Genomic DNA, 22,343 nt, shown 5'->3' with positions numbered 1-22,343 from the left:
TATATAGACAAACCTTAGGAGGCTTCTGCTTCAGGTGCAGCATCTGGCTCGATAATGCTTTCGGCACTGCGGCCGATAACGGAACTACCAATCGACATCAAGGAGTTCACACCTTGTACCGTTGCCGCTTGCATGGTGATTTGCGCCTGTTGTTGTGCACTGGTGCCGTTATGAGCTGCCGTGCCTAATGCCTGACTGGTGGACATCAACATATTGCCCATCGCCATGGCCGGCGTTTCACCCACTACCTTGGTATTTACTTGTGTCACTGAATCGGTAATTTGTTCATTTACTGGCATAATTTTATTCCTTCTTTTAGGTTTACTTGCTTACAAATGGTGAAAGAAAATGCGCTGTCACATCCTCTTTCAGATTTACCCGTTAACCGGGTTCAATAATGCCTTCCGCACTTCGGCCAATCACCGATGAACCTATCGACATGAGAGAATTGACGCCTTGCACCGTTGCCGCTTGCATAGTAATTTGCGCCTGTTGTTGTGCTCCCGTACTATTGTGCGCCGATGTCCCTAACGCTTGACTGGTTGACATCAACATATTGCCCATCGCCATGGCCGGTGTTTCACCGACCACTTTGGTATTGACCTGTGTAACTGAGTCCGTGACTTGTTCATTTACTGGCATGATTTTGTTCCTTATATTGAATTACGTTATCTCAGTACTAGCCTTTTTCAATAATGCCTTCTGCACCTCGTCCCAATACCGCTGAGCCAATGGCCGTAAGCGAATTGACTCCTTGGACGGTGGCCGCTTGCATAGTGATCTGAGCTTGTTGCTGAGCCGCTGTTGCATTGTGAGCTGCTGTCCCTAAGGCTTGGCTGGTAGACAACAATAAATTTCCCATTGCCATAGCTGGCGTTTCACCCACTACTTTGGTATTCACCTGAGTGACCGAGTCGGTTATTTGCTCATTTACTGGCATGGTTTCACTCCTTTCTTCTTTCTAATCTTCTATAGTCTTAGCGAGATTTAGCCTTTCTCGATAATGCCCTCAGCACCACGACCAATCACTGCAGAACCGATCGCCATCAGTGAATTCACACCTTGAACTGTGGCCGCTTGCATAGTGATTTGTGCTTGTTGTTGAGCCGCTGTGGCATTATGTGCCGCATTACTCAAGGCTTGGCTGGTAGACATCAGTAGGTTACCCATCGCCATAGCCGGTGTTTCACCGACCACTTTGGTGTTGACCTGAGTGACTGAATCTGTGACTTGTTCATTTACTGGCATGGTATTACTCCTTTTCCGTTAGTTTAAATAGTATTACTACAAGCTAATTAGCGATTAGCTCTCCTCAATATGATGATTGATACCTAAATCACAGCACCCCTCATCATGAGTCAGTTGATGTCTCATACCTTTATTAATCGCTCAATAATCAAAGCGGTTCGCTAGCAGCATAGACACCTTGGGCCACATTATTGGGTAGAAGACTCCTTCATAAAGTGACGCTCATCTTTTCGGCTATTATGACTTCGAGCCTTGAGCTGCAATCGCATAAATCAACCCAGAACCCAATGCGGTATTGGTCACTGTTATGGTTTGTATTTGTTGCTGGGTATGGGCAGCATTTTGTGACGCTTTTGCTAATGAATCCGCCACCATATTCAAATACATGTCACGTGAACTAATAGGTGACCATTGGGTTAACAGTTTTTCGATATCAACTGGCATCGAGATGTCCTCTTTTTCAAAACCTAATACTCATTCAGTCTAGCTAGCCTATTTTTCAAAAACTGGGGCGAATACACCGACAATGCGTTGTTTCTCATGTAATTTCCCGGAATTTTCAATGCTAAAAAAAGCTAACTAGAGAAGGCTTGATACTAAAAAGAGGAACACTTTTATTCCCCGTAAAAGACATTTTTCATGCGGTGTTTTCGATCAATCAGCAGCATTGAAAAACCCAGTGTGGGAATAAATATGAAAATAAAAGAGAGATATGAAAATAAAAGAGAGGGAAGATTGAGATGATGAGAGTGAACTCTCTAAAACAAGTATGGAGAGAGTGTGACACTCTCTTGCCACATAAGCTTAAGCTTCGGCCTGTGCCGCAGCCACTTCTCGCAAGGCTTTCTGATACATGCGCCACGCACACAACCCAGCTAAAAGGTTACCAACCAAGACACCGATAAAAATTCCCTTGATGCCAGCCAGCTCTGAGCCGATCCACAAACAAGGCAAGAAGAAAGCAAACAAGCGTAAGGCCGAAATAGTCAGAGCCGTATAGGATTTACCGAGCGCATTACACACAGACACCATCAGCATACAGATACCTAAAGCCCCCAAGCTGACGGGCACGATCAATAAATGCCAAGTCAAAATACTGGTCACTTCTTGTTCACTGGTCATAAGACCCGCTAGGGGCTTAGCCAGTAAAAAAGTCACCCCTGCCACACACAACTGGAACAGTAGAATATAACGACAAGCAATCGATACCACAGTGCGAATATCCTCTATCCGATATGCGCCAAGCAAACGTCCAACCATAGGTGGCATGGACATGGTCAAGGCCAATACCGAGACAATGGCAAAAAACTCAAAGCGTGAACCCAATGCCCAAGAAGCCACCGCAGCCGTCCCAAAACTGGCAATTAATTTAGTCGCCAACATGGAAGAGACCGGCGGAAGCAGTTGACTTACCATAGCAGGCCCCATGATATGAGCGATATCCGCCATACTTTTGCTTAGTTGTAAGCTTTGCCAATCAAATGAAAACCATCTTTTACTGGCCACGTTAGGAGCAACCACTAGCACTCCCAAACCAAAAGACACACTGGTAGCAATGGCTGCCCCGTTCAATCCCATGTCTAAAGTGAAAATAAACAGCGGATCCAATAAGGCATTTAACACACTGGTCACTATCATCATGATGCCCGGCAAAATAGTATTGCCATTGGCTCGACAAATGCTGTAGAAGAAATACAGTAAGGCGCCAATCCAAGCACTTAATAACCAATGCGGCCAATAGTCATCTATCATGGCATAAACCGAATCAGGCGCACTTAACAGCAATAAAATAGCATCACGTACCAACCAAATCAGCACACCAAATACAGCTATCCCTAAGCTGCCAATCATCAATACCAAGCCACCTAATTGCTTGGCGTATTGTGTTTTTTGCGCCCCTAAAGCTCGTGAAATAATCGCTGTGGTGGCAATACCAAGCCCCACTTGCAAACCAATAACCAACATTTGAATCGGCAAGGTAAAACCCTGTACCGCCAAAGGTAAGACCCCCAATTGACCAATAAAGGCACTGTCGACCAACTGAAAGCTCATCAAAGACAAAACACCAAACAGCATTGGCCAAGTCATTTTAAAAAGTTCACGACCAAGAGAAGAAGTGGAAGAGACAGACATAAGAGAAACGGCACTCAAACAATAATGAACGCCATATTATAACGCTTTTTCTGTGACAATTTGGCAGAACTGTCGCCGCTATTTTGTCCAATCAAGGAATCATTCCGCTGCACAAGCACCACCCTATGCCAATACACTTAGTGAGTCATGGCTCTGCTAATCAAGTCATCACAAGCCTCATTCACTTCTTGCTGCAATTTGGCTTCATCAACGCCAAGCACCTTACCCTGCTCAACCACCAGCTTGCCATTGATAAAACTGTAGGCAATCTTAGCAGGCTCTGCGCACAAAACTGGCCCTTGTAATCGACTATGAACACCGGCATAGCGCAAAGAATCTAATGAGTAAATAACCAGATCCGCAGCGTATCCTTGCGCTAATTGACCTGTTTTTAAACCAAGTAAGTCGGCACCATTTTCACTTCCCCAGCGAATCACCTGCTCTATTTTAGTGGCCTCAGGCCCAGCTTGAGAACGATGTAACAACCAAGCCAAGTTCAGTTCTTGCAACATGGATGCATTTTCACTGGATGCTGAACCATCTACTCCCAATGTAATCTTCATCCCCGCTTGCTCCATGGCAATGGCTGGCGCAATGCCACTGCCAAGCCGACAATTTGACGTTGGACAATGTGCAATGCCAGTGCCGGTTTGTGCCAAACGTTGAATGGCATATTCATCCGCTTTGACCAGATGCGCAAACCACACATCATCGCCTAACCAATCACAATGTGCTGCGTAATCAATCGCCCGCATGGCAAATTTTTGCTGGGCTATTTGCTCATCAAAGCCTACTTCCAATAAATGCGAATGACGTTTTAAGCCACGCACTTTGGCCCACTGCGCAAAGGCTTTCAAATCCTCCGCGGGCGAGGTGTGTACTAAGCTAGTAGGTGCCACCACCAAACGCTTCATACTCAACGCACTATCATCGTGATGTTGCTGATAGGACTTTTCCATGCGGGTCAAAGCCAGTGATAACGACTCAGGTTGAATGGTGCTGCCTTTCATGCCTTTATGACTGCCCTGTGCCGTTGCTCCACCACGACAAAGTACAAAGCGTACACCAAGATCTTGTGCTGCCTGCCATACCGCCTCTTCTAACTCAGGGGTGGTCGCCGCATGATATAAATAATGATGGTCGGCGCAGCTAGTCACACCGGACCGAAGTTGCTCATACAAGCCTAATTTCGCGGCAATATACATAAGATCAGGGGTAATATGTGGCCAAAATTGATAAGGCACACTCACCAGCCATTCTCCTAAACCCTGATTGAGTCCAGCAGGAATCCCTTTTAAAATGGCTTGCGCTAAATGATGATGAGTGTTTACAAAGCCCGGGTAGACAACACATTGACTGGCATCGATGACCATGTCTTGGTCAGTTGCTGCTAAGTCTTCGCCAAGGTCGGCAATGATGCCGTCCCTAAGACGAATGGACACCGGCCGCTCAAAACCGAATACGGCTTCTGCTTGGTGAATAAAATACTGCGTCATAAATCCCTCCATAAGGGAAAGAGCAATGTCTGGGCCATGAAGCATGAGTCGCTTCTGTTCTTTTGCTTACCATGTTTCTAATCCATTGAAAATAAAAGAATAATCACTCTTTTTCCTAACAAATCAAAAGCTAATTCGTCGCTCTTTCATCGCACTATTTAGGTGCCAAAACATTTAGGTGCCAAGACATCATTTGGACGTATTACTATCAAGCTAAAACAACATAACGTCACGCATTAAGATCTAGGGCTAAGCAAGGGTCAGTACACGCCTCTGTAGCCAGCCCTGATACAAGTCATGGTTTTTGCGAAGCTGAAAAACGTATCGCCAAAAACATTAAGCCAGCACTTGCCATCGATAAGAGAAAGAAGCCCGTCGCAAAGGGCGTGAGAGTATTATGATAAAACTGTCCAATCGATACAGACAACAAAATGGCGACCAAGCTCGATATAGACGAGATCATCGATGCTCCTAAACCCGCTGTTCGTCCTAGGGGTTCCATCGCCATGGCATTCACATTACCAAACACCATGCCAAAACAAGAAAACATTGCCATACAAATGCCCATGAAATACACAAAAGGTGGCACGCCATCATAGGATAAAACCAACAGAGTCAACACAAAAGACAGACAAACCATTAAGGTTAAGGCAAAAAATACACAGGCTTTCATGCCAACACGCAACACGATTTTGGCGTTAAAGAAATTCATCACACTGGAGCCAATTGCCATCATGGCAAAGTACAAAGGGAAATCTGCTCCTACTTCATAAATGTCTTGAAAAATAGACTGCGCCGTACTGATATAAAGCATCAAGCTCGCAAAGATACAGCCTAGCATTAAGGTAAAAGCCATGACATCCGTATGGCTCATTATGTTACCTGCATCTCTAAGTAAATTACGCCAATGTAGAGGGATACGGGCCTCTATCGATAAGGTTTCTGGTTGCCGCCAATACAACCAAGTCAGCGCAATTAAAGATTGCACCAACAACATGGCAAAAATCCAACGCCAATTACCCAACTGCATGACCAACTGACCAATTGCGGGAGCCAGCAATGGCACCAATAAAAAAATCATCATAATAAAAGACATGATGCGCGCCATGGCCGCCCCCTTATACAGGTCACGTATCATGGCTCGAGAGGCGATTTTCGGAGCCGATACACCAAAGCCTTGTATTAAACGCCCCACCAACAAAACTTCCAACGAAGATGAAAGCAACGCCACCAAGGTACCAATAAGATAAATGCCAATCCCTATGCCGATACTCTTTTTCCGGCCAATTGCATCTGACAATGGCCCAAAGGTAATTTCACCGAACACCATGCCCAAAATCATGGCCGAGATAATCCACTGGGTATGTTGGTAATTTTCAATGGCTAAATCTTTTGCAATGAAAGCAAACGCGGGCAACATCGCATCTGTCGTCAGTGCCGTTAACGACATCATGAGGGCAAACAAGATAATGAATTCTCGTTCTGGAAGGCGTTTAATTATTGGTTGCTTGTTAGCAGAACCATCACTCGACATAAGCGTCCTTATCGATACTTGATTTTATTTCGCGGCCAACACTAAGCAATTAAGTCATTTCTTGCAATGCCATTAGTAACGCTTTCAACAAACTTGCTTTATGATAAAAATACAAGAATAACAAAAGAGGTCATTATGGATATCGGTCTGGCCAAACACTTAAAGCTGAACCAGCTACGTTTGATTTCGGTCATTTGCGAATACGGCCAACTGGGTATTGCCGCCGATGAATTGGCCATCACTCAACCCGCAGCATCTCGCATGCTACATGACATTGAACAAATTATAGGCACTCGTCTCTTCACCCGCCACGCTAAAGGCATGGAACCCACTTTAATTGGCCAAGCCATCGCGCGACGAGCACACAATCTCTTGGTCGAACTGCGTGATCTCGCAAGAGAAGTGGATGAGTTAAAAGACGGCGGCGGAGGCACTACGGCGATAGGCTCTGTTACTGGCGCTGCCGTGGGTTTTGTAATCCCAGCGATTCAACAACTAAGAGCCATTGCACCAAGAGCCGAAATAGACATTAATGTTGACACCAGTGACAGTCTGGTACGGGACCTTATTGCTGGACACAATGACTTTGTACTGGCCCGCATTCCACAGCAGTATGAAGCCAAGATGTTCAACATTTATCCAGCCAGAACTGAAACCGTACAATTGGTCGTTCGCAAACAACACCCCCTCGCCAATGTAGAAAAAGTTGGAGTTCGAGACCTAACTCACTTTGAATGGGTCATGCAGTCTCATCGTGCTCCTATTCGCGAGGCCGTAGAAGCCATGTTTATGGAAGAACAAGCCGAGTTACCAAGTAGTATTACCAACAGCACTTCTTTATTGGCCTTGATCGCCATTTTGGTGTCATCCAATGCCATCGCTCCTATGGCCAGTGAAGTCAGCGATTTATTAGTGGGTCAAAAAGTGCAAGCCGACTTACAAACCCTTAAATTAGATCGCCAAATCGTCATGAGCCCATATTACTTATTACAAATCCATGATCGCCAACTTTCCCCCTTAGCCAATCAGCTTAAACGTTTGGTCATCGCCGAGTTGGAACATAAACCGAATTAGGCTTCTTGCTGGCAATCTATAGGAAGCAAATGACGCGGCACATTTTGATAACACACAGGTCGTAAGAAACGCCGAATAGATAAGGTGCCAACCGAGGTTGCACCGAAGTTAGTCGACGCAGGATAAGGCCCGCCATGCACCATGCTGTCACACACTTCCACCCCCGTTGGAAAACCGTTGACTAACAATCGACCCGCTTTGCGTTCCAACAGAGACAAGAGTGTTTGACACTGGCGATGATCACCTTCATCCATTTGCAATGTGCAGGTTAGTTGCCCCTTTAATTGACGTGCCACCGCTTCCATTTGTGCCAAATCCTCTACCAACACCAAGATACCAAGAGGACCAAACACTTCTTCATGCAGTTCAGGGGTGGTTAACCAAATATGTCCCGATACGGAAAATAAAGCGGGCCATGCTTGACGCCTTTCCAGCGGATGCGCTTCTAAATAGGGTGTCGCTAACTCGCTGACTGCCTTTGTGCCACTGTGATAAGTAGCCGCTATGTTGGCCGTGAGCATGGTTTGTTGAGGCACCTTAGTGAGTGCATTTTGTGCCGCTTGGATCATTACACGAGCGTCGTCATTATCCAGCATCACCACCACACCGGGATTGGTACAAAACTGTCCCACCCCCATTGTCAGGGAAGCGGCCCACCCTTCGCCGAGGGATTGTGCTCGCTGCTTTAGTGCTTGAGGCATCATAAACACGGGATTTATTGACCCCAACTCACCAAAAAAGGGAATGGGTTCTGGACGAGCAGCACACAAATCAAATAAGGCTCTTCCTCCTGCCAAACCACCGGTAAATCCGACTGCTCTGATAAGCGGATGTTGTACAAGGGCTTGCCCTACTTTAACCTCATCTCCTTGTAATAAGGAAAATACCCCATCCGGTAACTCACAGCGCCGAACAGCTGCCGCAATCGCTTGGGTGACAATTTCTCCCGTTGCCGGGTGCGCAGGATGACCTTTTACCACCACAGTACAACCCGCCGCCAACGCCGCCGCGGTATCCCCTCCCGCTGTCGAAAAAGCCAAAGGGAAATTGGATGCACCAAATACTGCAACTGGGCCGAGCGGCCGTTGCAGCATGCGCAATTCTGGTCTGGGTAATGGCTGCCGCTCTGGCAACGCCTCATCAATGCGACGATCCAGATAATCGCCTTCTAAAATATGCTCAGCAAATAAACGCAATTGTGATGTGGTGCGGCCACACTCACCCTGTAATCTTGCTTCAGGAAGTCCGGTTTCTTTTGTACCTATGGCCACTATGTCTTTGATTCGTGCTTCCATTTCCTCTGCGATGGTCTTCAGAAAGTTCGCCCTAGCGCTTCTACTACTATACCCATACACTTCAAAAGCTTTCTCCGCTGCCGCTACGGCGACCTCCATATCTTCTGTCTGAGCACAATAAAACTTCTGGGGGTCGCCTTCCGCAGGCGATGATAAAAAGCTTGTCGTGCTTGAGACCCATTGACCTGCGATAAAATGTTGTCCCGTGATCATATTTACTCCTTTCATCATAATAACCCATGCTAATGGCTGTCTTTTGGTACAGGGGCGCCTCTGCATCCTTGTAAAAAGTCAAAATCCGCGCCTGTATCCGCCCCTTGAACATGGTCATGGAAAAGTTTGCTGTAGCCACTTTCTGGGGGCACTAAATGACTCTGCCATTGTGCTAACCGAGTCTCTATTTCCTGCTCTGATAGCATCAAATTCAAACGACGATTCTTTACATCTAAGTCAATTATGTCGCCATCTTGTACTATGGCTAAAGGCCCACCTGCTGCGGCTTCTGGCGTAGTATGCAAGACCACAGTGCCATAGGCAGTACCCGACATTCTGGCATCTGAAATGCGTACCATGTCTTTAATGCCTTTGCGTAAAACTTTAGGTGGCAAGCCCATATTGCCAACCTCCGCCATACCGGGATAACCTTTTGGGCCACAGTTTTTCAGCACCATAATGCAGTTTTCATCTATATCTAAGGTGTCGTCATTGATCTTAGCTTTGTAATCATCAATGTCTTCAAATACCACGGCACGTCCCTTATGCTGCAACAAATGTGGTGATGCCGCTGAGGGTTTAAGCACTGCCCCCTGTGGGGCTAAGTTCCCTTTTAGAACGACAATGCCACCTTGCTGGGTTAAAGCTTTTTCAAACGGCAAAATGACCTCGGGATTCCAATTTTGTACCGCTTTGACGTCTTCCCATAGGGCTTCGCCTGATACGGTTAATGCGTCTTTATGTAATTGTTCTGCCTCGGCCAATTGTTTAATCACCACAGGCAAACCACCTGCATAAAAAAACTCTTCCATTAGGTATTTACCTGAGGGCATCAAATTCACAATGGTTGGAATATCTTGCCCTAGTTTGTCCCAATCATCTAAGGTGAGATTCACGCCAACACGACCCGCAATTGCCAATAAATGAATGACAGCATTGGTCGAGCCGCCAATCGCACCATTCACCCGAATGGCGTTTTCAAATGCCTGACGAGTTAAAATATCGGATGGTTTCAGATCCTCTTTCACCATGTCCACGATGCGCCGCCCAGTCAAATGCGCCATGACACGCCGTCGGCTGTCTACCGCAGGAATGGCCGCATTTCCAGATAAAGCCATACCCAAGGCTTCAACCATGGAGGCCATACTACTGGCGGTGCCCATGGTATTACAGGTACCCGCAGAACGAGACATGGATTGTTCTGCATCTAAAAAATCTTGCTGAGTCATATTGCCCGCTTTGATGTCTTCCGACATTTGCCATAATGCGGTGCCTGAGCCAACCCGTTCACCTCTAAAATAGCCATTCAACATTGGCCCACCCGATACCACTATGGCAGGAATATCAACACTGCAAGCGCCCATCAATAAGGCCGGCGTCGTTTTATCACAACCCGCCAACAAGACCACCCCATCTAATGGATTGGCGCGCAGGGCTTCCTCCACGTCCATCGCCGCCATATTACGGTACATCATGGCTGTCGGCCTCAGCGAGCTTTCTCCCACGGAAAACACAGGGAACTCCAGTGGCAATCCACCTGCTTCATAAATACCGTGTTTGACTCGATCTGCTAATTCTCTGAGGTGGGCATTACAAGGGGTGAGTTGTGACCAAGTATTGCAAATACCAATGACTGGACGACCGTCGAATAAATCCGCAGGTAAGCCTTGGTTTTTCATCCAACTACGATGATAAATATGGTCACGAGAAGTACCGCCAAACCATTCTGTAGAACGTAATTTTCGAGGCCATTTTTTCGGTACAAACTGACTCATACCCAACCTCCATCGACGATAAAGTTTTGCGCTGAACACATCACGGCGCTGTCAGAAGCCAAAAACAATGCCATATTGGCTATGTGTTCTGGCATGACTTTGTTCGGCAAACACTGACCTTGTTTAATTTTTTCTTCCGCGGCCTCATCCACCCAAAGGCGCAATTGTTTTTCGGTCATCACCCACCCCGGCACCAAGGTATTCACCCGAATACCATATTGGCCAAGATCCCTTGCTAAAGATCGCGTCAAACCATGCATCGCCGCTTTACTCATACCATAGGTTGGGTAACCGCCTGTCGCCATCATCCAGCCAACCGAGCCAAAATTTATGATAGAACCGCCGCCGATTTCTTTCATCATGGGCGCCACCGTTTGCGCTGCAAACATAGCGTGCTTGATATTAACGTCGAGCAATTCGTCATAACGCTGCTCCGTCAGTGACGCCAGAGAATGCCGCACATCATTTGCCGCATTGTTAATTAACACCGCAATGGAACCAAGGTGTTCCGCCGCTAAACGTATGGTACTTTGATACCCTTTAATGTCGGTAATATCACAGTGGTAAAATTCAACACGACACCCCGCTTGCTGTAAACGATTGGCCAAGGCATCACCAGCTTGACTGTCTATGTCCACAAACCCTGTATTGGCTCCTTGTTTTGCAAAGGCTTCGACCAAAGCAGCCCCAATTCCCGTAGCCCCGCCGGAAATAAACACAGCACGTCCCTGTAAATCTGGATAAATCGCCCTCTCTGCCTGTTTCATAAAGCCTTTACCTCAGTAGACAAGGGTGCAGCTATGGTGAAAACATTGCGTAATGGTAGGCCAAAGCTAGGAGAAGAAATTTCAAATACATCCGCTTCTTGCGTACCAATACCGTCGGCAAAAGACAAAGTGGCTGTACCAAACATATGTACATGCAAGTCACCCGGATGCCGAAAAATAGCGTATTTGAAATGATGATGTTCAAGATTGTTTATACTGTGAGACATATTGTCTTCTCCAGATAAAAACGATTTTTCCCAGAGGGTTTGCTGACCTCGCACTATGCGCGATTTGCCCTGAATATGAGTAGGCAGTTCCCCCACCAACAGCTCTGGCCCAAATGCGGCTGGCCGCAGTTTAGAATGGGCTAAATACAAATAATTTTGCTTTTCGGTAACATGATCAGAGAATTCATTGGCCAAGGTATAGCCTAAACGATGCACTTCACCCTGTTCGCCTATTAGATAAAAGCCCGCGATTTCTGGCTCTTCACCACCATCTAAAGCGAACGCTGGAGAAGGGATGGCATCATCAGGTGCCACAACACCTAAGCCATTGCCCTTATAAAACCACTCTGGCTGCACGCCCTCTTGTCCTAAAGCGGGTTTACCTGCTTCAACTCCCATTTGAAAAATCTTCATGGAGTCAGTCAGTTCTTCACTCTGAGCATGCATGGCGTTTCGGGTTGATGCCGAACCTAAATGAGTTAATCCTGTTCCCGTCAAATACATGTGCCCTGGGTCAGGGTGCCGCACAGGGCAATCAAATTGATGGCGCTTCGATAGCTCTAATAAATCTACCGATTCTGCCAATCCGTGTTTTTCAATGACCTCTTCTAAAGAGGCCTTATTACGCACCGCTTCTTGCGCTAACTCATAAACACTGTTGGCCTGTTTGACCCGATGAGCGCTACCAGCATCGCCTAAAGATCCATGACGGCATATGACGCCGCCGCCTTTCAGTTGAGATAAAAAAATCATGACGGTTTCCCTCCCTAGCGAGCTTTTTGCTTGTTGTAGACGTCAAACACCACAGCAGCCAGCAACACCAATCCTTTAATGACTTGCTGCCAATCAATACCAATCCCCAATATCGACATACCGTTGTTCATGACCCCCATAATAAAGGCACCGATCACGGCACCTATGACTTTGCCCACGCCACCTGTCATCGATGCACCACCAATAAAGACCGCCGCGATGACATCCAACTCAAAAGCAAAACCCGCTTTCGGCGTCGCCGTATTGAGACGCGCCGCAAAAATAAGACCCGCTAAGGCCGCCAACATGCCCATATTAGCGAAGGTTAAAAAGGTCAAACGCTCCGTATTGATACCGGACAATTTTGCCGCTTTGACATTACCGCCTAGGGCGTAAATTCGTCTGCCAATGGTCGTTCTGTTGGTAATAAAGGTATAGATGGCGATCAAAACAGCCATGGTAATCAGTACATTTGGTAAACCACGGTAGGTACTCAATAAATAGGAAAGATAAATAATAGCGACGACGATTAAGGCATTTTTCACTATGAAGAAAGCAAATGGCTCATCCTGGATGCCATATTTTAATGATTGGGCCCGTTGTCGAGCCGCTAACAGAACAATAGCACTTGCCGCTAAAACGCCCAGCACCAAAGCGGTAACATTTGGACGGCGAACACCAAATACATCAGGAATAAAGCCCGTACTGAGCAGTTGGAAACTTTTTGGAAATGGGCCAATGGATTGCCCTTCCAATAAAGCTAAGGTCAGTCCCCGAAAAACTAACATACCGGCTAAAGTGACAATGAAAGCCGGAATTTTCCAATAGGCCACCCAATACCCTTGTAATCCTCCAATGACCAACCCAACCAGTAAGCAAACCGGCACTACAACAAGGGTTGGCAACTCATAATTGACTGACATTACCGCTGCCAGTGCGCCAATAAACCCCACCACAGAACCGACTGATAAATCAATATGGCCTGCCACTATCACTAACAACATGCCAATTGCCATGATAATGATGTAGCTGTTTTGTAAGAATAAATTGGTTAAGTTCACCGGACGCATTAAGGTGCCATCCGTTAAAAATTGAAACATCCCCATAATCACGACCAACGCAATCAGCATGCCGTAATCTCGCACATGGGTTTTCAAATAATGGCCAACACTAGAGCTTGTGTTACGACTAGAAGTGGCTGTTTTTGAGTCCGCCATTTGTTTTACTCCTATTATGCTTTTACTATCATCGACATGATTTTCTCTTGGCTGGCTTCAGCCTGGTTCAATTCACCGACCATTCGCCCTTCGTTCATGACATAAATACGATCACACATACCTAATAATTCAGGCATTTCTGAAGAGATCATAATGACGCCTTTGCCTTGCTCAGCGAGTTGATTCATGATGTTGTAAATTTCATACTTTGCACCAACATCTATGCCCCGCGTTGGTTCATCTAAAATCAACACATCTGGTTGTGAATACAGCCACTTGCTCAACACCACTTTTTGCTGATTACCTCCAGACAAATTGACCACACTTTGATACACACTTGGGGTACGTATATTCAGCTTTTCGCGGTAGTCTTCCGCCACCTGACGTTCAACATTGTCATCAATCACGCCATACGAAGAGACGCGATTTAACTTTGCTAAAGTGGTATTGATTTGAATGGTTTCTTCCAGAATAAGCCCAAGATCCTTACGATCTTCTGTGACATAAGCCAAGCCATTTTTTATGGCTTTTGGCACATTGGAGAGATCCACTTTTTGCCCACGTATTGAGACTTCACCTTGATGATTAGCTCCGTAGCTTTGACCAAATAAGCTCATCGCTAACTCAGTTCGACCTGATCCCATTAAGCCCGCAATACCAACGATTTCACCGGCTCTGACATGCAGTTGAATGTCATGAATAATTTGCTGATCTAAAGCATCAGGATGCCAGACATTCCAATGCTTAATCGACATCAAAACCTCACCCAACGCTGCGTCTAAAGACTGCTTTCTCTCCGGGTAGCGATTGGCCATATCACGCCCTACCATATCGCGAATAATGTCTTCTTCACTGATCGTTTGGGTATGACAATCCAAGCTGGACACCGAAGTCCCATCACGTAACACGGTAATACTGTCAGCAACTTGGCTAATTTCGTTTAATTTATGGGTTATAAGAATGGAAGACATGCCTTTTGATTTAAATTCCAGTAATAAATCCAGCAACTTCGCACTGTCATTTTCCTGTAGAGCGGATGTCGGCTCATCCAAGATCAAAAGCTTTACGTCTTTGGCTAAGGCCTTAGCAATTTCCACTAACTGTTGCTTACCAACGCCTAACTGTCCTAACAAGGTGGAAGGCGATGCTTGCAAGCCAACCTTGGCCAATAATTCTAGTGTTCGCGCGTACGTTTTCGGCCAATTAATCATGCCTTTTTCAACGTTCTCATTGCCTAAAAACAAGTTTTCAGCAATGGATAACAGCGGCACCAAAGCGAGCTCCTGATGAATAATGATAATGCCCACCTTCTCACTGTCAGTGATGCCAGAAAATGTCATTGTTTTTCCTTGAAAAACAATGTCTCCTTCATAGCTGCCATAAGGATACACACCGCTTAACACCTTCATGAGGGTCGATTTTCCTGCCCCGTTTTCTCCAACTAAAGCGTGTATCTCACCTTCCCGAACTTTTAAGTTCACCGCATCTAGGGCTTTTACTCCGGGAAAAGTCTTGGTAATCCCCCGCATTTCCAAAATGATATTTTCCATAGCCAGTCCCATACGCGAACACATTGCTCGTCATCAACAAGCAAATATGTCCACGACTCTTTTGGTTAATCGGAATTGAGAGATTATTCAATCTGCGAGCGCTTGTAATAACCGCTGCCTAACAGCACTTCTTGCCAATTGGATTTATCTACCGTCACAGGCTCCAACAAATAACTAGGCACCACCTTGTAACCATTGTCATAAGTGGTTGTATCATTGATTTCTGGCTTAGTATCGTTCAATACAGCTTGCACCATACTCACTGTGACATTCGCTAACTCACGTGTGTCTTTGAAAATAGTGGAATATTGCTCATCCGCTAAGATGGATTTTATGGAAGGTATCTCCGCATCTTGGCCAGTTACGATAGGCATGGTCATGTTCCCTGAACCATATCCCACTCCCTTAAGTGAAGATAAAATACCAATGGATATTCCATCGTAAGGGGATAGCACACCATCAATACGCTTTTCGGTATAGTGTGCAGACAAAAGGTTATCCATGCGCGCTTGCGCCGTTGCACCATCCCAGCGTAACGTACCAACTTTGTCCATCCCCATTTGGCCTGATATAACCTTTATATCACCTGCATCAATCATAGGTTGAAGTACCGACATAGCACCGTTGTAGAAAAAATAAGCATTGTTGTCATCCGGAGATCCACCGAACAATTCAATGTTATAAGGACCATCACCACGCTGTTGAAGACCATTTACTAAGGACTTGGCCTGCAAGACACCTACTTTAAAATTGTCAAAGGTGGCGTAATAACTAACATAGGGGCTGTTTTTGATGAGTCGGTCATAAGAAATCACCTTAATACCCGCCGCATCCGCATTTTCCAGAGCATTCGATAAGGTGGTGCCGTCAATGGCTGCAATGACCAGAACATCGACGCCTTTTACGATCATATTTTCAATTTGTGCAAGTTGATTTGGTATCTCATCCTCTGCATATTGCAAATCGACTTTATAGCCAGCATCTTTGAACAGAGTGACCATTGAATCACCATCGGTAATCCAACGTGCGGAAGATTTTGTTGGCATAGCAATGCCAACGTACCCATTAGCTGCCATGGTATTGATTGAACTGAGTACTGCGCCCCCAACTACTAGGCCAACTAAAGCATTCTTTATATATGTCATTAGCTTCTCCTTTGCTGACCAAAAAAGCACACTAGGATATGCGCTTTATTTGGCCGTGAGAGTTATTATGATTATTGTTTCTAGCCAATCAGGTTTTAAAAACCTGTCTAGGAGCGTATGAAGATTTAACATACCAATCAAATAGAAATAATGATGATCGACATATCATTTTTGTTATGTGAATTTATTATTTTTATGCTGTGATGACAGCTTCAAAGCTGCATGAAGAGGTTAAATTTCGTATGATTAAATTTCTCTTTCATCGGCTCGTCTAAGTAGAGGTAAATATAAGGAAAGTATGGAATTCATTTGGATTTTGTTTGCGTTCGTATGTGGTCTAGCAGTGAAACTGGCCAACCTTCCACCTCTTATTGGCTTTCTGTTCGCGGGTTTCCTTCTCAATTATCTCGGTATTCAACCCAGTAACATACTAGAGTCGCTGGCCAATATCGGCATTACCTTGATGCTATTCAGCATAGGTCTAAAACTGCATGTAAAAGATCTACTAAAACGTGAAGTGTGGGCCTCGACGCTCAGTCATATGGGAATATGGACGATTCTCTTCTCTGCTTTAGCTTTGCTGATCGGCGTATTAAGCTTACCTTTCTTCGGCACGCTGGATCTAAAAACAGCCGCTTTAATTGGCTTTGGCTTAAGCTTCTCCAGTACCGTCTGCGTGATGAAATTACTGGAAGAAAGCGGGGAGCTTAAAACCCGCCATGGCCAGCTAGCCTTAGGTATTCTGGTCATGCAAGATATAGTCGCTGTGGTTTTCCTAGTGGCGGCAACAGGAAAAATCCCTTCTATCTGGGCACTTAGCTTATTTGCTCTGCTGTTAGTACGTCCATTAATAAATAAAATATTAGATCAAGCAGGACACGGGGAAATGCTACCTCTAACGGGTTTGTTCCTCGCATTAGGAGGCTATCAGTTATTTGATTTAGTCGGTGTAAAAGGTGATTTAGGAGCTCTGATTGCTGGCATTTTGCTCGCTTCCCATGGTAAAGCATCGGAAATGAATAAATCATTAATGAATTTCAAAGATTTGTTTTTAATTGGCTTTTTCTTATCTATCGGTTTTACCGCCTTGCCTGACTTGGCCATGATTGGTATGAGCTTAATCATAACGCTTGTGCTGCTCATCAAATTTGCCCTCTTCTTTGGCCTACTCACCAAATTAAAGCTGCGCGCCCGAACGTCATTTTTGTCTTCATTGATTCTCTCCAACTACAGTGAATTTGGTTTAATTGTCGTTTCCCTTAGCGTGGCAAACGGCTGGTTAGCAAAAGAATGGTTGGTCATTTTAGCACTCGCTGTGTCTTTCTCCTTTGTGATCACCAGTATTCTATATCGGCAATCTCACCGCCTGTATCAAACAAACAAAGATACCATTCGTCGATATGAAAGCTCTGGTTGTTTACCTGAAGATATTTTCAGTCAGCCCCAAGACGCGAGGATTTTAGTCGTCGGTTTAGGTCGAGTTGGCCGAGGTGCTTTTGAGTCTTTGAAAAACCTAGTCGGTAATGGCGTCGCAGGCATGGATGCGGATCGCAACCGCATTAAAAAAATGCAAGACAATAATGACAATGTGTTTTATGGCGATGGTGAAGATGCTGATTTGTGGGAACGCTTGGACACTTCAAACATCCAACTCATCATGTTGGCATTACCCATTGCAGAAGACAGCACCAACATTGCTATTCAGCTGCGTAAGGCAAATTATCAAGGGCAAATTGCCGCCATTGCCCGTTATCAAGATGAACGAGAGGAATTACTCTCAGCAGGCATAGACAATGTCTTCAACTTTTATACCGAAGCCGGTACAGGCTTTGCGGAAGAAAGCTTGGCCTTAATACAATAAAAATAATCGTTAAATTTCAGATAAAAACTTCAAATATAAGTGACAGATTATTTAACATAATTAATATAACTTTTCCTGCGAGATGGTATTTTCGCTTGATTTAAAATACTGCCAATTAAGTTAACTTCAATCATTTTTAGCTGTTCAATGGTTTCAGCGACATCTCTCTTTTTGGTATTGCCAGATTTAACGATAAAAACCAATCCATCAGAAAATTTCGCAACACTTTCGGCATCTGAAAATAGTTGAATGGGAGGTGTCTCAATGATGATTCTGTCATAATAATCTTTCAAGTAATCTAGTATTTTCTCCATCATATGAGAAGACAATAAATCATTTGGTTTATCCAAATAGGTACCAGCTCCCATAACATCGAATCCTTCTTCATGATTTTGCGTTATGGCATCTGATACTTTTGATTTTTTTGCAATGATGTCAGATATACCTGGGCGATTACTCGGTATATTTAAATATTTGGCAATTGATTGGCGTCTAAAATCGATATCTATCACTAGTGTTTTTTCTAACTCTGAAAGTGCCTTAGCCAAGTGTAAGGAGACTGTTGACTTTCCCTCTCTCGCTTTAGCTGAAGCAATTGTTATTACCTTTTTATCTTTATGTATACTGCGTAATTGAGTTCTTAATCGATAGATGGATTCAATGTAAGCTTTATTTTTAGAATATCTAAAATGATTATTTTTACCCTTATTAAAAGTGGTTTTCGGCAAATTTATTAAGTTAGGAATGCCGGTAAGTAGCTCAAGTGTTCTTTTGGTATAAATTTTTTGATCTAACACTCCAAACAAAAGACTAATAAACACACCTAGGACAGAACCTAGAAGGACAACAAGAAGAGCTTTTTTATATCGCACATCATTATTCACCACATCTATCAATAAGGCATAGTCCAGAACCTTAGCCACCTCATTTTTAATATTACTGACACTTTGGCTCTCTTGAAGTCGTCTTAGGGTTATATCATACAAATTTCTATAAGTTTCAACTTCACGTAATTTCTCCATATAAGCGTCTTCAGACAGACCAAGAGAGTTTAACTCAACTTTAATCCGATCAAAATCATCATATAAAGAAGACAGTTTTTTTCTCTCAACCTCATGAATTGATTTTTTAATTGACAATTGATTTTGCACTTGTTGATAAAGGCGCGATATTAAATTATCAAGATTTTCTTTAGCAGCAACATATCTAGGGTGCTTGAACCCGTACTTCAAACTTGCTTCCAATAATCTAGCTTCTGCAGAAGAAATGGAATTTCTCGTTCTTTCAATTTCCGAATTAGAAGTAATAAGAGGAGACTCTAAGATTACATTAGGATCATCAACTCCATCCAACTTGCTAATATATATATTTTCTATCGCTAAACTCTCTTCTAAATCATTTATTTTTGACGAAAGATCATTCAATTCATCCTCTTTTAGATTCATCATGATACCAATATCGGGAGAATCTTCATCTCCAGATAGTTCTTTTAATTCACTTTCAGATTTCACAATATCCTTTTTAATCTTATCAATTTCTTCTGAAAGCCAAGAAATCGTTTCTTTATTACGTATAGCAACCTCTTTGTCTTTATATTTCATATACTCGGAGGCAATTGCATTCACTAGATTTTTTGATACCTCTGGTTTACTTGATGTAATTGAGATTTTCAAAGAATTACTAGCAGTCTCAAAATATACAGAGAGCATGCTTTGTAATTTTTTAATGGCTTCAAGTCTTTTATTGACGAACAAATTTTCTTCGACATAACTTTCCTCGCTATCAAAAAAAGGAAGATAGCTTTTAATACTAGATAAAAAATCATTAATTTCATTCAAAGCAACATTAACATAATATGGTTTTTCATTCTCGACATATTCATCCAGTAGATTTGAATCAATGACATCTACGACATTAGAGAGCAAGTTTCTCGATTTTATCAGTTCAATTTCTGAACCATAACTATTTGAAGTGTTAGAGCCTAGAGAAAAATTATCAAGGATAGAAACTGCACCTTTATAATTTAGATTGACTTGAATATTAACTTCCGATGTATAAGTGTCTTTCGAAGTATAAAAAACATAAACAGAAAGTATAACTGATATTAAAAAGACAAATATGAAAAATAGTTTTTTATTCAAAAAAATCGAAAAAACTTCCAATAAATCTATCTCATCATCTTGTATAGCTTGACTTTTCATATTAAAAAAAACTTCTTTCTATAATTAATATATCACCTGGGTAAATATAACTTTCACCTGTTACCTTTTCTTTTTTTTCAGATGATCTTTTTATAAACCAGTCGGATCGAGATGCGCTGTCGGTCAGTCCGCCGGCAAGGGCTATTCCCATGGAAACTGTCATATTAGGACGATATGGAAAACCACCTGGACTCTTGACTTGTCCATTAATATAAAAAGGTCGATATTCCAAAACAGAGACATTCACCTCAGGATTTACTAGATATCCATCCTTGAGCTTTAATTTTATTATTTCTTCTACTTCTTTACTGGTTTTATTTGCTATTTCAACTTCCCCGACAAAAGGAAAATTAATTGTCCCAGATAAGTCCACCTTAGTTTCTAAACTTAATTCTTCTTCATTAAAAACATGTATTTTTATTGTATCTCCTGCCTTCAAAATATAAGCATCTTGAGACACAGAAGTACACGACCAAAAAAATAATATTAAAAACAAGATTCTGTTTTTCATATAACCCCCGAAAATCTATATGATACAGATAGACCAAGACTCCAGTATTTTTCTGAGTTTACATCTTCTTCTCTTTTATATAATAAGGAAAAAATAAAATCCTTATAATCATTATCGATTTTAATCGATATCGACTCTTCATTACTTTCCTTTCCATCTATAACTACAATAGATTTTTTATTTGAAACACCAACTGAAACACTATGAATAGAACTTCTTTTATACTCCCAAAATACTGACAATTCATTTTCTTCATTGAGTGTTTGATTTTCTTTTGTTAATGGATTTTGCTGATTAATACTCTGTATCGAGATGGTATTATTTGCATATGGCTTCCAGTTAATTTCTCCAGACCAATAGGTTGTTTCTTGCTCTTCCTCTTCTTCCCTATCAAATTCCTTATTTTCTTTTCCAAACGATAATGAAAAATCTGTTATTAAAGTCAAGGGAAAGGCAAAACCTAACGAAGAAGTATAATTAGTTGAATTCTTACTTAAAGCGTTTGGATAAATTTCTCTTCTTTTTCTAAAGTAATAAAATATTTTTTTATCTGACCATCGGTAACCAGAGCTAATACCGAAAGACTCATTTTCAAAGTTTGCATTTAATGCTAAATCTGTTTTTTGATCGTATTCTTTAATGTCTTTATTATAAGAAACAGTTAGAATAGGACTCCTTTCCGCGATACGATTGAAGCTGAAATTTACATCCACGCCTTGTTGTTGATATGAACTCAGGGAGTTATCGATATCAATAAGATCCGCTGTTAAGCCAGTACCGCGTTCTTCTTCTACGTCCTTTAAGTCAACAGCAAGTAATATTGTCGAGGAAGGTATTGGTCGCCATGCTGCACTTAATGCCATTAGATGATCTTGTATCTCATCCTGTCTCTGTTCAGGTTGATATGCATTAAAGTCATAACTGCCTTGTAATATATATCTACCACTTGTCAGGGTACTCTCTACCCCTATATTCGATTGATAATATGAATATGATGGCTGATACGAGAACGATCTCCCTCCTACAGCCAAACCAGCCGAGATCTGTGTTCCCCCTAATTGATAACCTAAATCTTCCACTTCCATGCCCTGTACTAAAGTAGACGTAAAAATCCACAACAATACTGAACACAAGCATTTCAGCTTTTGAATCATGGTTAGTACTTAATCCTATCTAAATTACTGCTCGAGATACTAAAAGATACAATATCTTTACAAAAATAAACACTATATTTGCATTTTAATTTTATTTTCCATATTTCTTTTATTACTTAACGCATAAATGCCTTTACTCTTACAACCTCCTTGCAAAACAAGTAACTCATTAATTAAAATCAATAAAAA

20 protein-coding genes are annotated in these 22,343 nt (G+C 43.0%); 2 read left to right on the top strand and 18 right to left on the bottom strand.

Annotated features, from left to right (window positions below; translation table 11 throughout):
• Nucleotides 1–14: 14 nt before the first annotated feature.
• The 8 genes from ABXS85_RS13215 to ABXS85_RS13180 all read right to left on the bottom strand — a co-directional run bounded on the left by ABXS85_RS13215 (nucleotide 15) and on the right by ABXS85_RS13180 (nucleotide 6,411).
• Nucleotides 15–299 carry a RebB family R body protein gene (locus ABXS85_RS13215; protein WP_353666986.1) on the bottom strand — a complete coding sequence of 95 codons (285 nt, stop codon included), beginning with the start codon at nucleotides 297–299 and terminating at the stop codon, nucleotides 15–17.
• Between the two features lie 82 nt (nucleotides 300–381).
• On the bottom strand, nucleotides 382–642 hold the full coding sequence (locus ABXS85_RS13210; protein ID WP_353666985.1) for a RebB family R body protein: 261 nt from the start codon (nucleotides 640–642) through the stop codon (nucleotides 382–384).
• A gap of 37 nt (nucleotides 643–679) precedes the next feature.
• On the bottom strand, nucleotides 680–940 hold the full coding sequence (locus tag ABXS85_RS13205) for a RebB family R body protein (RefSeq protein WP_353666984.1): 261 nt from the start codon (nucleotides 938–940) through the stop codon (nucleotides 680–682).
• Between the two features lie 47 nt (nucleotides 941–987).
• Nucleotides 988–1,248 (bottom strand): RebB family R body protein, encoded by a 261-nt coding sequence (locus ABXS85_RS13200; RefSeq protein ID WP_063333638.1) that lies wholly within the window; start codon nucleotides 1,246–1,248, stop codon nucleotides 988–990.
• Between the two features lie 237 nt (nucleotides 1,249–1,485).
• A complete protein-coding gene (locus ABXS85_RS13195; protein WP_353666983.1) occupies nucleotides 1,486–1,692 on the bottom strand; it encodes a hypothetical protein in 207 nt (68 codons plus the stop codon).
• 360 nt (nucleotides 1,693–2,052) lie between these two features.
• Complete coding sequence (locus ABXS85_RS13190; RefSeq protein WP_353666982.1) at nucleotides 2,053–3,399, bottom strand: MATE family efflux transporter; 1,347 nt, start codon at nucleotides 3,397–3,399, stop codon at nucleotides 2,053–2,055.
• 119 nt (nucleotides 3,400–3,518) lie between these two features.
• Nucleotides 3,519–4,877: an amidohydrolase family protein gene (locus ABXS85_RS13185; protein WP_353666981.1), complete on the bottom strand. Its 1,359-nt coding sequence runs from the start codon at nucleotides 4,875–4,877 to the stop codon at nucleotides 3,519–3,521.
• Between the two features lie 295 nt (nucleotides 4,878–5,172).
• A complete protein-coding gene (locus ABXS85_RS13180; protein ID WP_353666980.1) occupies nucleotides 5,173–6,411 on the bottom strand; it encodes a multidrug effflux MFS transporter in 1,239 nt (412 codons plus the stop codon).
• Nucleotides 6,412–6,546: 135 nt separating this feature from the next.
• On the opposite strand from ABXS85_RS13180, the gene ABXS85_RS13175 reads away from it, so the two are divergent.
• Nucleotides 6,547–7,485, top strand: coding sequence for a LysR family transcriptional regulator (locus ABXS85_RS13175; protein WP_353666979.1), 939 nt, complete (start codon nucleotides 6,547–6,549; stop codon nucleotides 7,483–7,485).
• Here ABXS85_RS13175 and ABXS85_RS13170 read toward each other — a convergent pair.
• The 7 genes from ABXS85_RS13170 to chvE form a co-directional block, all read right to left on the bottom strand.
• On the bottom strand, nucleotides 7,482–8,993 hold the full coding sequence (locus ABXS85_RS13170) for an aldehyde dehydrogenase (NADP(+)) (RefSeq protein ID WP_353666978.1): 1,512 nt from the start codon (nucleotides 8,991–8,993) through the stop codon (nucleotides 7,482–7,484). The genes ABXS85_RS13175 and ABXS85_RS13170 overlap by 4 nt on opposite strands.
• Nucleotides 8,994–9,022: 29 nt before the next feature.
• Entirely contained in the window at nucleotides 9,023–10,768 is a 1,746-nt protein-coding gene (gene araD / locus ABXS85_RS13165) for an L-arabinonate dehydratase (protein ID WP_353666977.1), read from the bottom strand.
• Nucleotides 10,765–11,535, bottom strand: coding sequence for an SDR family oxidoreductase (locus ABXS85_RS13160; RefSeq protein ID WP_353666976.1), 771 nt, complete (start codon nucleotides 11,533–11,535; stop codon nucleotides 10,765–10,767). The genes araD and ABXS85_RS13160 overlap by 4 nt, the downstream gene beginning before the upstream one ends.
• Nucleotides 11,532–12,515, bottom strand: coding sequence for an AraD1 family protein (gene araD1 / locus ABXS85_RS13155; RefSeq protein ID WP_353666975.1), 984 nt, complete (start codon nucleotides 12,513–12,515; stop codon nucleotides 11,532–11,534). The genes ABXS85_RS13160 and araD1 overlap by 4 nt, the downstream gene beginning before the upstream one ends.
• A gap of 14 nt (nucleotides 12,516–12,529) precedes the next feature.
• On the bottom strand, nucleotides 12,530–13,732 hold the full coding sequence (gene mmsB, locus ABXS85_RS13150; RefSeq protein ID WP_353666974.1) for a multiple monosaccharide ABC transporter permease: 1,203 nt from the start codon (nucleotides 13,730–13,732) through the stop codon (nucleotides 12,530–12,532).
• Between the two features lie 14 nt (nucleotides 13,733–13,746).
• The gene (gene mmsA, locus ABXS85_RS13145; RefSeq protein ID WP_353666973.1) at nucleotides 13,747–15,282 is read right to left on the bottom strand and encodes a multiple monosaccharide ABC transporter ATP-binding protein; all 1,536 of its coding nucleotides are present in this window, start codon (nucleotides 15,280–15,282) and stop codon (nucleotides 13,747–13,749) included.
• A gap of 83 nt (nucleotides 15,283–15,365) precedes the next feature.
• The gene (gene chvE, locus ABXS85_RS13140) at nucleotides 15,366–16,427 is read right to left on the bottom strand and encodes a multiple monosaccharide ABC transporter substrate-binding protein (RefSeq protein WP_353666972.1); all 1,062 of its coding nucleotides are present in this window, start codon (nucleotides 16,425–16,427) and stop codon (nucleotides 15,366–15,368) included.
• A 298-nt stretch (nucleotides 16,428–16,725) separates the two neighbouring features.
• Between chvE and ABXS85_RS13135 the strand changes: the two genes are divergently transcribed.
• Nucleotides 16,726–18,288, top strand: coding sequence for a cation:proton antiporter family protein (locus ABXS85_RS13135; RefSeq protein ID WP_353666971.1), 1,563 nt, complete (start codon nucleotides 16,726–16,728; stop codon nucleotides 18,286–18,288).
• Nucleotides 18,289–18,335: 47 nt separating this feature from the next.
• Here the strand turns inward: ABXS85_RS13135 and ABXS85_RS13130 are convergent, their stop codons facing one another.
• The 3 genes from ABXS85_RS13130 to ABXS85_RS13120 are packed head-to-tail and all read right to left on the bottom strand — an operon-like array spanning nucleotide 18,336 to nucleotide 22,085.
• Nucleotides 18,336–20,489 (bottom strand): polysaccharide biosynthesis tyrosine autokinase, encoded by a 2,154-nt coding sequence (locus tag ABXS85_RS13130; RefSeq protein ID WP_353666970.1) that lies wholly within the window; start codon nucleotides 20,487–20,489, stop codon nucleotides 18,336–18,338.
• A 1-nt stretch (nucleotide 20,490) separates the two neighbouring features.
• A complete protein-coding gene (locus ABXS85_RS13125) occupies nucleotides 20,491–20,949 on the bottom strand; it encodes a polysaccharide biosynthesis/export family protein (RefSeq protein WP_353666969.1) in 459 nt (152 codons plus the stop codon).
• Between the two features lie 47 nt (nucleotides 20,950–20,996).
• Nucleotides 20,997–22,085 (bottom strand): hypothetical protein, encoded by a 1,089-nt coding sequence (locus ABXS85_RS13120; protein WP_353666968.1) that lies wholly within the window; start codon nucleotides 22,083–22,085, stop codon nucleotides 20,997–20,999.
• Between the last annotated feature and the right edge of the window lie 258 nt (nucleotides 22,086–22,343).

This window comes from Marinomonas sp. THO17 (assembly GCF_040436405.1).
Classification (GTDB): Bacteria; Pseudomonadota; Gammaproteobacteria; order Pseudomonadales; family Marinomonadaceae; genus Marinomonas.
This window is presented reverse-complemented; position numbering and strand designations above follow the sequence as displayed.